12 protein-coding genes are annotated in these 13101 nt (G+C 45.7%); all 12 read right to left on the bottom strand.

The annotated features are described in order from the left end of the window. Nucleotides 1-65: 65 nt before the first annotated feature. Nucleotides 66-1406: a replicative DNA helicase gene (locus V6B33_RS00935; RefSeq protein WP_334215866.1), complete on the bottom strand. Its 1341-nt coding sequence runs from the start codon at nt 1404-1406 to the stop codon at nt 66-68. Beyond that, nucleotides 1357-1665: a replicative helicase loader/inhibitor gene (locus V6B33_RS00930; protein WP_334215865.1), complete on the bottom strand. Its 309-nt coding sequence runs from the start codon at nt 1663-1665 to the stop codon at nt 1357-1359. Before V6B33_RS00930 ends, V6B33_RS00935 begins: the two co-directional genes overlap by 50 nt. After that, entirely contained in the window at nt 1652-2500 is an 849-nt protein-coding gene (locus tag V6B33_RS00925) for a hypothetical protein (protein ID WP_334215864.1), read from the bottom strand. The genes V6B33_RS00930 and V6B33_RS00925 overlap by 14 nt, the downstream gene beginning before the upstream one ends. A gap of 428 nt (nt 2501-2928) precedes the next feature. After that, on the bottom strand, nt 2929-3105 hold the full coding sequence (locus V6B33_RS00920; protein ID WP_334215863.1) for a hypothetical protein: 177 nt from the start codon (nt 3103-3105) through the stop codon (nt 2929-2931). Between the two features lie 342 nt (nt 3106-3447). Then, complete coding sequence (locus V6B33_RS00915) at nt 3448-4944, bottom strand: sodium/proline symporter (RefSeq protein WP_334215862.1); 1497 nt, start codon at nt 4942-4944, stop codon at nt 3448-3450. Further along, nucleotides 4941-5063, bottom strand: coding sequence for a hypothetical protein (locus tag V6B33_RS00910; protein WP_334215861.1), 123 nt, complete (start codon nt 5061-5063; stop codon nt 4941-4943). Before V6B33_RS00910 ends, V6B33_RS00915 begins: the two co-directional genes overlap by 4 nt. 31 nt (nt 5064-5094) lie before the next feature. Continuing rightward, the gene (locus V6B33_RS00905; RefSeq protein WP_334215860.1) at nt 5095-5886 is read right to left on the bottom strand and encodes an enoyl-CoA hydratase/isomerase family protein; all 792 of its coding nucleotides are present in this window, start codon (nt 5884-5886) and stop codon (nt 5095-5097) included. A gap of 12 nt (nt 5887-5898) precedes the next feature. Then, on the bottom strand, nt 5899-7449 hold the full coding sequence (locus V6B33_RS00900; protein ID WP_334215859.1) for a class I adenylate-forming enzyme family protein: 1551 nt from the start codon (nt 7447-7449) through the stop codon (nt 5899-5901). Between the two features lie 302 nt (nt 7450-7751). Continuing rightward, nucleotides 7752-9131 carry a sigma-54 interaction domain-containing protein gene (locus V6B33_RS00895; protein ID WP_334215858.1) on the bottom strand — a complete coding sequence of 460 codons (1380 nt, stop codon included), beginning with the start codon at nt 9129-9131 and terminating at the stop codon, nt 7752-7754. Between the two features lie 237 nt (nt 9132-9368). Beyond that, nucleotides 9369-10076 (bottom strand): isochorismatase family protein, encoded by a 708-nt coding sequence (locus tag V6B33_RS00890; RefSeq protein WP_334215857.1) that lies wholly within the window; start codon nt 10074-10076, stop codon nt 9369-9371. Nucleotides 10077-10103: 27 nt separating this feature from the next. Then, nucleotides 10104-11573: a sodium:solute symporter family protein gene (locus V6B33_RS00885; protein ID WP_334215856.1), complete on the bottom strand. Its 1470-nt coding sequence runs from the start codon at nt 11571-11573 to the stop codon at nt 10104-10106. Between the two features lie 146 nt (nt 11574-11719). After that, the gene (locus V6B33_RS00880; protein ID WP_334215855.1) at nt 11720-13096 is read right to left on the bottom strand and encodes a dihydroorotase; all 1377 of its coding nucleotides are present in this window, start codon (nt 13094-13096) and stop codon (nt 11720-11722) included. Between the last annotated feature and the right edge of the window lie 5 nt (nt 13097-13101).

The raw sequence follows: 13101 nt of genomic DNA, 5'->3' as shown, positions 1-13101 counted from the left end.
GCCTCAACCGCAACCTTCGTCACAAACACCGCCATCATCTCCCCATCTTTTTTTGATTGACCCTTTTAACCGGGACAATGGACCTGTCCCCTCGTCCCGAACCGCCCGCACTCTTTCTTGAATCCCAGCTTCACCGTCCCGACCGGCCCGTTCCGGTTCTTGGCCACCTTCACTTCCACTACATTCCCTGCTTCAGACGCAATGTTGTAGTACTCATCCCGGTACAAAAACAAAACAATATCTGCATCCTGCTCGATATTTCCTGAGTCACGCAGATCTGACAGCCTTGGTCTCTTATCATCCCTTGATTCCACGCCACGCGACAGCTGGGATAGCAGGATGATTGGGATGCCGAATTCCTTTGCCATGCTCTTCAGCTGCTTTGTGATATGCCCGATCATCAGGTCGTGGCGGTCGAAACTCTCCTTCACATTGATCAGCTGCAAGTAATCGATCACGACGAGGAACGGTTCGGTCGGATGCTCGCGTTTCAGATTCATGATCCGCTGCCTGATTTCCATCAGGGTGATGAGCCCGTTCTCTGAGAGTGATAGATTCGCTTTGTAGACTGAGTTCAGCGCCTCCTGCATTCTCGGCATTTCCTCCTTGGATAAGTATTTATACGGGTTATGCCATTTCATCATGTTGATGTCGGACAGATTGCAGAGCAGCCGCTGCATGACTTGCTTCGAGCTCATCTCAAGGGAAAAGAGGAGGGACACCCCGTCGGCCTTTGTGCATTCCCATGCGAGCTGGATCGCGAGCGCCGTCTTCCCCATCGATGGCCGTGCCGCGAGGATGATGAGCTCGCCTGCCTTCCATCCTCCTGTCAGCCCGTTCAGCGCGGGGAAACCGGTATTCACCCCCGGCAGCCCGCTCCGCTCCTCATAAAGAGATTCATAGAGTGCCATGATGATGCTGTCTTTCGTCTCTTCATCCTGCGTCAGTTCGGTATGCATCTCGATGAGTGCCTTGTACAGATCTTGTGCGGATTCCGTGGTATAATCGTTCAAAAAGTGATTGGCCGAATTCCGGATCAGGCTAAGTTCGTAGTATTTCATCACAATTTTCTCGTAGTAACCTAGATTCGCGACCGTCGGACAATAGGCTGCAAGCTCCAGGAGATAGGTGACGCCTCCTGCATTTTCGGTTTGATCCTGCAGCTCTTCGACAAGCGTTACCGGGTTGATCTCAACATTCTCCTTCTGCAGCTCCTTCATCGCCCCGAACACGATCCGGTTCCTCGTCTGGGTAAAGTGCTTCGGTTCAAGGCTGAGCTTGTGGATCATGTCCTGCTCCAACAGCATCGCCCCGAGGATCATACTCTCTGCTTCATGCAGCAGTCTTAAGACCGCTTCATCGCTGCCAAGGTTTTTTGGGTCCGCCCCACCGTTCAATGTGTTCAACCCTTTCCACCCCTTCCTTCTCCCATTCCACCAGCATGTCGAGCACCGTCGTTTCCGTCTCAGGCATGACATAAAGCTGGGAGACACTCGGTATATATTTGTGCTGCCTGATATGTTCTTCCAGCCGTCTTTTCACCTCTCTGAACTCACATTCCCGAAGCAGTCCGAACCATAAATTCATCGTTGTATCCGGCAGCTTCTTTGTGGGATACGCCAGATACAGCTGTCTCATAAGCTCCCTGAACTCATCCTTTGTCATAATCTTTTAAGCTCTCCTCAAGCCGGTCAAGCATCTCTTCCAGCTCGTCCATCCGCTTCCCAGGCGATTCCCGTCTCTCCAGTGCCTTCAGCAAATACTTCGGACTGTGAATCGTTGCGTTCGGCTCATGCACCTTGATTTTCTCAAACTGCTCATCCATGAACGCCTTCAGCTCGTCAACCGTCATCTCATGCAAGCTGATTTTCTCAAGCGCCATCTGATCAACCGGTGACAGCATAAGACTCGTTCCCCTCCTCACCAGGAAATGCTCCGTGATCATCGTCAATCTATCTGCCATAGTATTCGTTAGGGTGGTGAGTGTTTTTTTCTTTTCTTTCTCAACCTTCTTTACAATCTTCTTTTTGTTTTCAACCTTATCTCCACACTCCCCCAACCCTGATTCAAGTCTCGAGGGCAAAAAAAAGCCGGCATCACTTTCATTCTTTCCTGGATCTGCCCCTTCACTGTCCGGAACATCCAAAGAATGCGAATCCCCTGTCGGATCCTGGGCCTCTCGCACCGTAAACACATACCCGTGCTTGAACTTTTCCGTCGTGAGTAGCCCTGCCTTCTCCAGCCTTTTAATCGACCGCTGGATCCTCGAATTACTATACTCATCCTTCTTATTCCCGCTATAGAACCAAAGGTTTTCACGTATCTTACTGATCGACTGAACAAATTGTCCCCTCTTAAGCACCCGATGCCCCAACACGGCACCGTCCCTCACCGCTGCATGACCCGCAATCCACAAATAAATCCGAATATCCTCCGCGTGAAAAAACACCTGCGACTGCAATATCTCCCTCTCAACCTTCATCCAACCACTCAACAACATTCCAATCACTCCTTTTTCATATACTCACTTTCTATATAGTGAAATAAGGTTGAAAAGGATACCCTGATTCAAATCTTTTTTCAAAAAAATAAAAAAGCCCGGCCCAGACTGCATGAACGCAATCCGGGCCAAGCCATACCAGCTGTAATAAAGAAGCTCAAGATAAGTCCCACTCTACTAAGGGAAAACACATGGAATCATCAACCTATTTAGATACAATAGACAGATAGTTTACTGGAAATCTGAATTTCACGTTAATAGGTTGGCATACAGTAAACCGACCAAAAAGGACACAGGAATAAACCATTCCATCTATTCATCCCCCTTTTGTGTATGCACAGCCGTCTGGAGCTCGAAAGAAATAGTAAACGAATAGAACAGAAAATAAAAAACGCTTGCATGTCATCAAGCGTTTTTCGGACTTCTTACTATACAAGAAACAACTTCATTTCTTCTTCCGTTAAATCTTTCGGTTCTACTCCACGCTCTTTGCAATACTTATCCAACGCACTTATTTTCACTTTTGGGGATTCGGTGGGTGCCGGGAATGCAAATACACCGTCTGGAAAAGCGTTATCAAATCTTTCGATGTCACTTTTGCGCATAGTATCACTCCTGGTTATTCGCTTTTCAGAGATACAAATACCCCTCACAATTTCATTACTTTCCGCACTTATTTTATGCCACAAAATTGCATTTCCCTGATTAGATACCATCCTCTACATCCTATACCTCGTCAAATAAAAATGAACCCATCTCACAACCCTCACCACTTTCAGAAGAAGAAATAAAGAAGATGTTACCCACAATGAACCCAGCCGTGCAGTATAGTATATTCGATGAAGTAAAATAAGAAAAATCGAGTGGTAACCATCCCACAAATCCACCCAAAAAAAGTGACAGGCACTTTCCACGCTCTAAAGCGCATCAGTACCTCTCACCAACAATCAAGAAAAATTTGCTGCGGCTGGATCTTCGGCTGCTTTTTCCTTTGATGTTTTTTCAAATATCGGACTAGCTTCTTGTTTTGTAATAAGGGAGATTCCGACCAGGGACACGGTTGAGATCATCATTGCAATGGCTCCGGTGTCAAGGGCTGGAACGTAGATACCTTTCACTTTTAAAATGTAAAGGCCGATACTGAAGACGAATCCAAGGGCTGATGACCAGATGGCAGCTGTTCTGGTGGCGCGCTTCCAAAGGATTCCGATGCTCAATACCGGCACCAGTGAAGCGGCAAAAATTCCCCATGAAGCGTTGCCGAGCCATCCGACGAGATCCGGCGGATTCAGTGAAAGCAGGAATGTCACAACGATGATGACGAGTGTAAACCACCTGGACAGGGACAATTCTTTCTTTTCCGGAAGCTTTTCTCCTTTTTTAATAATCTGCTGATAGATATCCCTGACAATGGAAGAGCTTGCAACCAATAGGAACGCCTCGCTCGTTGACATGATGGCGGCCATGACAGCGGCAAAGATCAATCCGGCAATCACAGGCGGGAAGAAGGTTTCGATAAACATGGGTGCCACCATATCCGGAGAGGCAGGAGCCGCCATTTCACCGCGATTGACCATGACTTTTGTGTATAGACCGACAAACCATAAGAGGGCAGTAAGTCCATATGTACCTGCTGCAATGATGCACGCCCATTTCAGCATGGAGAGTTTCTTGATCATGTAAAACTTGGAAACAACATGCGGCTGTCCTTGGTGACCGATTACATAAATAAAGAAATAAGAGATAAAAGCGAAAATGCCGATCGGGCCTGTTGTATGGAATGCCTGCACCATATCCGGGTTTATGCCCGCAAGTTCCGAGTTAAGCTGGGACATACCGCCCACCATTTTCATACCGCCGATGAAGACAATCAAAGCACCGGCCACCATGACGATCATCTGAATGAAATCTGTCCAGACAGCGCTGATCATACCGCCGCCGACAACGTAAACGGTCAAGATCGCCACACCGATAAACAATGCGAGCTTATAGTCCACACCAAGAACGGTTTGCAGCATGTTCCCGAGCGCTTTGTATTGAGCCATCTGGTAACCGATCGCGCCGCCTAATATCGCCAGGGCGGTGATCGCGCGAATCGCCTTACTGTTATAGCGGACTTCCAGAAGATCTGGAATCGTCAATGCACCAAATTTTTGTGTGATTCGCCTCATTGGCTTTGCCAAGACTAAAAAGCTGACAAATATTCCTGCCGTTGCAAAGATTCCAATCATAAATATGGCATAGCCATGTTCATAAACGAGTCCCGTCAGACCGATAAATCCGTACCCCGACATGGTTGTGGAAGAAACGGCGAGAGCCACAAGCCAGGGCCCGAATCTCCTCCCTCCCGTATAAAACGTATCCATATCCTTTTGATGCCTCATGGAAAGCAGTCCGATAACCAATATAACAAGCAAATAAATAATCCCAATGGCTAATATCATGAAACATCCTCCTCTTCATTATTTTTGAACGCCAATGCGCCCCAAATGCCTGATGCCACAATGGCGCCCGGCCAGAATACAAATAACATGAAAGTCATGAGCGGCGATAATCCAAACAAGTCAATCCCTCCTTTTAAATTCATTACTCGATTACCTGTCAACAAAGTTCGGCTTCCGTTTTTGGATAAAAGCCTCCACCCCCTCCTTTACGTCCTTCGTTTGAAAGACCTGGCCGAAATATTCAGCTTCGGTGACAAGCCCTTCATCCACATGCTGCTCAAACCCATTATCAATGGAGCGTTTGGCAAAAGATAAGGAAGGGGAAGAATAACGGCTGATTTTTTCTGCAAGCTCAACTGCTTTTTTCAATGCCACGCCCTTTGGAACAACGTGATTGACCAGCCCAATTTGTTTCGCTTCTTCAGCGGTCAAAGGCTCTCCAGTAAAAATCATTTCCTTTGCCTTTGCTTTTCCTACAAGCCTTGGCAGTCTCTGCGTTCCTCCAGCTCCCGGGAACAACCCCAGTTTTATTTCAGGAAGGCCGATCCTGACCTGTTCTTCCGCAATCCGAATGTCACAGCTTAAAGCAAGTTCGCAGCCGCCGCCTAATGCAAAGCCATTAATCGCAGCAATCGTCGGTTGAGGCAGCCGTTCAATCTTATTGAGCGGTTCCTGCAGCCAAAGCGATTTCTGCTTGGCCAGTTCCACCCCTTTGCCAGTCCAGTCAGGAAAACCCTTGATATCCCCTCCAGCCACAAATGCCTTTTCAACGGCCCCCGTCAGAATGACGACCTTCACACTGGAATCGCTTCCAATTTCATCCGCGGCAGCTGACAATTGTTCGATTACCTCGGCGCTCAGCACATTTACAGGCGGATTATCAATGATGACTGTGGCAATACATTGCTGTTTTGACCATGAAACAACTTGGATTTTTTTCATCAGTGCCCTCCTTTACGCATGGCTGTATTGATTTCGTAAAATAAATTTCTGCACCTTCCCGGATGGCGTGCGCGGTAATTCTTTTACAAATATGACCTTCCTTGGCTTCTTGTAGCTGGCAAGCTGGCTTCTACAGTAATCAATAATCTCCTGTTCTGTAATATGGGCTCCCTCCTTTTTCACAACAACGGCGCAAACAGCTTCAATATAGCGAGGATCAGGAACGCCGATGATGGAGACCTCCCTTATGCCGTCAATCCGGTAGAGTACATCCTCGATTTCAGCTGCATATATATTCTCGCCGCCGCTTCGGATCATATCTTTTTTCCTGCCTGCAATCGTCAGATAGCCATCCTGATCGAGACGGCCCAAATCCCCTGTCCGGCAAAAACCATTTACGAATGTTTCCCGCGTGGCATCAGGCTTTCTCCAATAGCCGGCTGAAACAGCAGGACTCTTAATGGCAATCTCCCCAACCTCACCTGCAGGAACCCCAACCCCATTTTCATCAATAATATGAATTTCTGTAAGAGGCAGAGGCTTTCCAACCGTATGACCTTTTGTAAAAACATCCTCAGGATTCAATGACGCTGCAATGGGCGTTCCTTCTGTCAGCCCATAAACCTGAACGACCCCTATATGCGGGAATTTCTCTTTTAATTTTTCAAGGGCCCAAGGCATGAGGGGATCTCCCCCTGTGTAAATCGTTTTCAAATCCTTCAGCTGATACTTATCAATATCCGGATCGTTCAGCATTTCATAAATCATAAAGGGGAATAAGAAACAATCGTTCACACGCTCCCTTTCCATCACTCCCAGGATTCTGCCAATCTCAAATCCATGGCTTTTTGTGATGATCACCGTTCCTCCCATCATCAGAATGGGAAGGGCGATATCCTCCATGGCCCCCACATGGTACAGGGGGCCGGTCGTCATCCCGATCTCCTGTCCGGTAAAATTCCACTTTAATGCCTGCATCGCTGAAAACCAAAAGGTCGTTTCGTGTGTCCAGATGGCACCCTTGGGCCTGCCCGTCGTTCCCGACGTATACATTAGCATGACCGGTTCGTTCAGTTTGATGTTTTCAGAGCCGAGGTCGTCTCTTGACCCGTTTTCTAAAACCTGCCAGCTCTCAGCCCAATTTGGAATCTTCCCGTCTTCGTTTTGAAGGCAAATATACCGTTGCACAGAGACTTGGCTGCGTACTGGCTCCAGTTCACTGGCCAAATTTGAATGGAAACAGAGTATTTTTGTATCCGAGTCGTTAAGCAGGTATTCAAACTCCTTGCTTGAAAGCCGAAAATTAAGCCGGACAGCAATCGCCCCGATCTTGGCAGCAGCGAAATAAAGACCGAAATATTCCAGGCAGTTATAGAGCAGAATCCCAACGCGGTCCCCTTTTCTCACACCCATTTCGCGAAGCTTATTTGCATAACCATTCGATATCCGATGAAGATCCCTGTATGACCACGAATTTCCCGACTCTTCTTTAATGGCAATTTTGGATGGGTTCTGAGGGTTCAAATCGTTCGCCATTCTTCTTGTAAAATATCCGACATCCAATGGACTCCCTCCTTAGATATGTAAGCGCATACAATTTTGAGTAAGAACTTCTTTCCTCCTTTCTCTTTCCCTTTATAAATACTTATTGCAAGATTCGTGCCAAAAAAGAAAAACCCCTATTCACTTGATTTCCTTTAATTGTGGACCATATAAAATTGATGTTTTTCTGATTTTCCGGAATGTATTTTTACTTTTCTGAATTTTCTTTTATTTATCAACGCAGATAAATCCCTTAAACACGTTGTAAGTGGATAAAAAGAAGAAAAATCCGGAAGCTCGGAAAAGATTCCGAACTCCCGGATTTATTCAACACAATCAGTAATAGCGTATTTTTTAATTTTGTCATATATCGTGGAATTCCCTATTCCAAGCGACTCAGCAGCCTTATTCTTATCGTATCCGCACTGTTTTAGAGCCCTTTCAATTGCTTTCTTTTCTGTTTCTTCTATAATACTCTTCAGACTTCGCTTTTCCATCTTGGTGGTCTTGCTGTTTCTCAAGTAATCCGGTAATGCCTCCATTCCCATTTCCTCGACGTCTGATAGATGTACTCCTGCATCGATGACATTTTCCAGCTCCCTGATATTCCCCGGCCAGTCATACTGTTCGATGATGGAAAGGGCTTCTGGGCAGACAGATGTGACACGCTTCCCAATCCTTGCCGTTACTTTTTTAAGGAAATGTTCAACAAGCAAATGAATATCCTCCGTCCGCGCTCTTAGTGGAGGAATAAAAAGCTGAACAGCATTGATCCGGTAAAATAAATCCTCACGGAACAGCTTGTCTTCGATCATTTTTTCCAGGGGACGATTCGTTGCAGCAATCACACGGATATTGATCTTTTTCGGCTGCAGTGCCCCCACCGGCTCGAACTCCTTTTCCTGCAGGACACGCAGCAGCTTTACCTGCATATGCTGAGGCATGTCACCTATCTCATCCAGAAAAATCGTCCCGCCGGCCGCAAACTCAAACTTTCCGATCTTCCCTCCCTTTTTCGCACCCGTAAAGGCACCTTCCTCGTACCCGAAAAGCTCCGATTCCAGCAAATGTTCCGGTATGGAACCGCAATTGACTTTTACAAACGGCTTTTCGCTCCGCTCACTCAGTTTATGTATACTCTGGGCCAGGATCTCCTTTCCGGTTCCGCTCTCTCCCCTCAGCAGTACGGAAATATCCCCGCTGGCCACTCGTTTTACACGTTCTTTCAACTCGTTGACCTCCGGCGTGCTGCCGATTAGATCCTGCAGGGAATACTTAAGGCCATTTTCAGCTTCCCATTCATTTCGATAATAATTGAGCTCTGAAAGGACATCCTTTATATGACTGTTCATTTTCTTCCAATCATCAAGATCCCTGAAAAGGATGGTCCCGATCGCCCCCAGGATTTCATTGTCTTCGATGATGGGAATGCGATTGGCGATCACGAACTCCCCCCTAAGCAGCTGCACATCCGCCATATCCTTTTGCCCTGTCCGTGATACCAGATGCATTCTCGTATTTTCAATCACATCTGTGACATGCTCTCCAATCACCGCATCCCGGTCTGCTTCTAAAAACTCACAATAGTTATTGCTTATGTATTGGATAATCCCATCGCAATCCACAATGACAATCCCGTAATAAGCACTCTCAAAAATGAGATCAAGCAAGTGGTCATTAATAAACAGTTCGGTACTCCTCATAAGACCATCCCCTTTTTAGCTTTCTATCCTTTATAGTAGCATGATTGATCAGGTTTAAGAATGATTAAATGGAAAATTTAAAATAGTCAGAAATAATAAACACAGAATGATTCTAGAAGAAATGCACATTTATACAAAGAGAGCTGTAATAACATATCAGGTTTACTTAACAAACAAAATCCACCTGGCAGCACAGGTGGATTTTGTTTGTATATGGGCAACTTCATTCAACCTTTATCATTTCACTCCAACCTCATCCTTCAACCTACCCAAATACTCAAACGTCTCCTCCAAATTAATCACATCCGTATACTTCATCCACAAATCAAACAAACTTGCTTTATGAGACAGCTCAATACGGTCATAGACACATTCTTCAATAATCGCTACATTGAAGTTCCTGCTTACAGCATCGATGGCAGTTGCTCTTACGCATCCACTTGTTGAACCACCCACGATGAGCAGGGAATCTACTCCCAGCTTTACAAGCCAGCTGACTAACGGGGTGGCATAAAACGCACTTGCATACGCCTTATCAATCACCAGTTCTCCTTCTTTTGGGGCAATTTGATCAACGATTTGGGTGCCGAAGTGACCTTCTACATACTTGGATTGGTCGCGGTCGGTTTTATTGCTGAAGCTGTCAAAACTGATATTCTTTTGTACATTGCGGGTGTACAGAATAGGGATGCCCTGTTCTCTTCCTTTGGCTAGTAATTTCTCCACGTTTTCAATCGCGCGCCACCCTGCTTCTCCTCCGCCCGACGGCCATTCACCAATCTGCTCTAGAATAGGATCATCGCTTCCCACATAATTGTTTTGAATATCAATGACCATAATAAGAGGCTTTTTCCCAAGTCCTCTGCTCTTCCCGTAGCCCCCTTTTTGTACAACTGCTTTGTCTGTTTCACTTAACAGGTCTTCCCAAGGTCTTACTCTAGTCATAAAAGGATCTCCCCCTTGATTGAATGATTACACTACCTTAGATGCACTCTCATCAGCATCTGCTGTTTTTTCTTTATTGAAAAACTCATTTATTACATGCTGTGGCGGAGCTTTGGTTAATAAGCTGACCATGACCATAAATAATATGGCGGCCAATGTTCCTGGAATTACAGGGTGGAATCCGGTTGCAGCCTGTAATTTAAATACAAACCACAAAGTAGTAACGAGCGTTCCAGCGGTAATACTCGCCAGCGCACCTTCTTTATTGGCTCTTTTCCATGCAAATGCAGCTACTAACGCCGTTCCAATTGCAGCACCCATTGTTGCAACCATATTAGGCTGCAGCCAGAAGATTGTCGAAATTTCCATTAAAGCAAAGATTAAGGCAGCAATAGAGATAAACACGGTTACTACCCGAGAATACATGACCAGCTTTTTATCCCCAACCTCTTTCTTGCTAAAAGCTTGAAAGAAGTCTTTCACGAATGTAGTAGATGCAACAAGAAGGACGGAGCTGGCAGTAGACATGGCAGCGGCCATTAACGCACTCATAATTAATGCTCCGATGATAGGAGGAAGCATTCCTGTTACAAATGTCGGGCCTACGGTATCCGGGTCTGTGATCCCAGGATAAAAGATTTTTGCCAAGCCTCCTAAAGCACCGATTAAAAAGTAAAATAAAGCAAATGTTAAAGCGGTGATCCCTTGGCTCAAGCGGACGACTTTCGTGTCTTTGGCAGATAAGAACCGACTCATAAATTGAGGAGTCCCGAGATTACCTACTCCCCATATAACGAACCAGTTTACGATCATGAGTAACCCCATTTTCCCGCCGGCAAAGGGATCAAGAAACTCAGGATCCTGTGCAGCTAACTGAAGATGCATTTCTCCGAATCCGCCAACCTTAACAAGGCCGATGATAACTGCTGCCAAGATACCTACAAAAATCAGGATTCCTTGGAATAGATCCGTCCAGGCAACAGAGTGCATTCCACCGGTTACTGTAAACAATAAGAAAATAACGGTGCCAATTAAGATCCCTACATTCTTATCAATCCCGGTAATTTGATTGAGGATGACGCCGGCTCCCAATGTTTGAACCGTTAGGAAAATCATACTGGCAATAAGAATTAAGGCAGCACCTAATACCCTCACTTTGTTGCTATAATACCGGGCAGCTAAAATATCCGGAAGCGTTATATAACCTGTACTTCTAATCTTCGCTCCAAACCAGACTGCAGCAAAAATAGAAGTTAAGATCGTACCGCCGAACTGCCAATATCCCGCCCAGCCGATACTGTAAAAGTACCCGGGAGCCCCCAGTACGGACCAGGAGCTGATTAATGTCGCAAAGAAAGTTCCCACACTGACAATGACACCAAGTGATCGGCCGGCTACCCAGTAATCGGCCGATGTAGAAGTAACTTTATATCCCCAGCCCGCAATTCCAAAGGTCAGAAGGAGGTAGACAATTAATACGACTGTATTTATTTCCACTTGATCTTACCTCCCTCCTTCTTATTTTGGACAACTGCTATCACAATGGCTAACACTGAAAGACCAATATTAAATATCCACATAAACCAAATCCCGAATGGAATCGCACTCACGTGAAGTCCCCCTATCCCCTTTTTAGCTAAAAACTAAATGAATCTTCTGACAAATTTACCCCTGCCGTATTCTTTGATAGGTTCTCCCTTGCTTACAATCACTTCACCACGGCTGATTGTATACACCGGCCAGCCGGCGGCTTCTCTTCCTTCAAAAACAGAATAGTCGCCTTCGGCATACATTTGCTTTGGTGTAATCTTTTTCTTCTTGTGAATATCCACAATCGCAAAGTCTGCGTCAGCCCCGACCTCTATTCTCCCTTTGCTTTCAAGGTTGAACGATTCTGCTACTTGATAAGATGTAATATCTGCAATCCTCTCAAGAGGCAATCCCCTTTTGTGATGGCCTTCTGTGATCATGACCGGGAGTAAGCAGCCGACACTCGGAAATCCGTAAAGCGTGTCGAATACACCGTTTCCTTTCCCATACTTCTTATCACGCGAGTTAGGGACATGATCCGTACCGATCGAGTTGATGGTTCCGTTTATAATGCCTTCCCATAACCGTTCACGATCATGGTGACTGTGAATAGGCGGGCCCACTTTTGCATCCAGGCTGTCATCTTCAGTTAAGCATAGGTAATGCGGGCATGTTTCTACGGTTACCCCTGACTCATGGAGCCACGGCATCTTTTCCAATACATCAACACTTGCGGCCGATGATAGGTGAACAATATAGACATTGCCTCCAACTACTTGATTTAAGTAAAGAGTGCTTAGGAGCGATTCTGCTTCAGCGTATCCCGGACTTGTTGCCGACCAGGTTTTCAATCCGTCATTTGCCCCCTCATCTTTATACTTTTTAATTAGAGTGCGGTTGATGTCCATGTTTTCACAATGAACAGCAAGTAATAGTTTAGGAGAAATGGTTTTGAACTTTTCCAGCAGTCTCATCAGGTCATAGGAAGATAAATCAATTCCGTTATCAATTTTGAACTTATCATTTAGTTGTTTTTCGTAATTTCTAAAGAATTTAAAAGAGGTGATCCCACACTTCTCAACCGTCTCTTCCAATTCATCAATATGCTGTTCAGTCAGGATCCCCAAACTGTAAGTGAAATCTATATAACTATTTTTCTCCCCTATTTCTTTTACTTTGGGAACGAAATCGAGATAGCTTACGGGCTGCCTGTCCATATTGACCACGGTTGTCACTCCGCCGACTGCGTGCTGCTTCGTATCCAGAAAGTCTTCTTCAGTAGAATTATAGATTCCAATATGTTCGTGGGCATCCACCAGTCCCGGGAACACATGAAGTCCGGAAGCATCAATCTCTTCCGATGCGGTGACATCATCAGCAGATTCATAAATCCCAGTGATTTTGCCATTGCGAACTCCTATATTTACTTGCTTCACACCTATTCGCGGGAATACAACACTCCCATTTTTTATGAGTAAATCTACGTTCACTATCA

Origin of the sequence: Mangrovibacillus sp. Mu-81 (genome assembly GCF_036867415.1) — a bacterium.
In the GTDB taxonomy this organism is placed as follows: Bacteria; Bacillota; Bacilli; order Bacillales; family Bacillaceae_B; genus Rossellomorea.
This window is presented reverse-complemented; position numbering and strand designations above follow the sequence as displayed.

Excerpts from the sequence above, each read along its gene's own strand:
- V6B33_RS00905 (WP_334215860.1), bottom strand. The coding sequence starts at position 5,886 with ATGAAAAAAATCCAAGTTGTTTCATGGTCAAAACAGCAATGTATTGCC.
- V6B33_RS00925 (WP_334215864.1), bottom strand. The coding sequence starts at position 2,500 with ATGTTGTTGAGTGGTTGGATGAAGGTTGAGAGGGAGATATTGCAGTCG.
- V6B33_RS00915 (WP_334215862.1), bottom strand. The coding sequence starts at position 4,944 with ATGATATTAGCCATTGGGATTATTTATTTGCTTGTTATATTGGTTATC.
- V6B33_RS00930 (WP_334215865.1), bottom strand. The coding sequence starts at position 1,665 with ATGACAAAGGATGAGTTCAGGGAGCTTATGAGACAGCTGTATCTGGCG.
- V6B33_RS00895 (WP_334215858.1), bottom strand. The coding sequence starts at position 9,131 with ATGAGGAGTACCGAACTGTTTATTAATGACCACTTGCTTGATCTCATT.
- V6B33_RS00920 (WP_334215863.1), bottom strand. The coding sequence starts at position 3,105 with ATGCGCAAAAGTGACATCGAAAGATTTGATAACGCTTTTCCAGACGGT.
- V6B33_RS00890 (WP_334215857.1), bottom strand. The coding sequence starts at position 10,076 with ATGACTAGAGTAAGACCTTGGGAAGACCTGTTAAGTGAAACAGACAAA.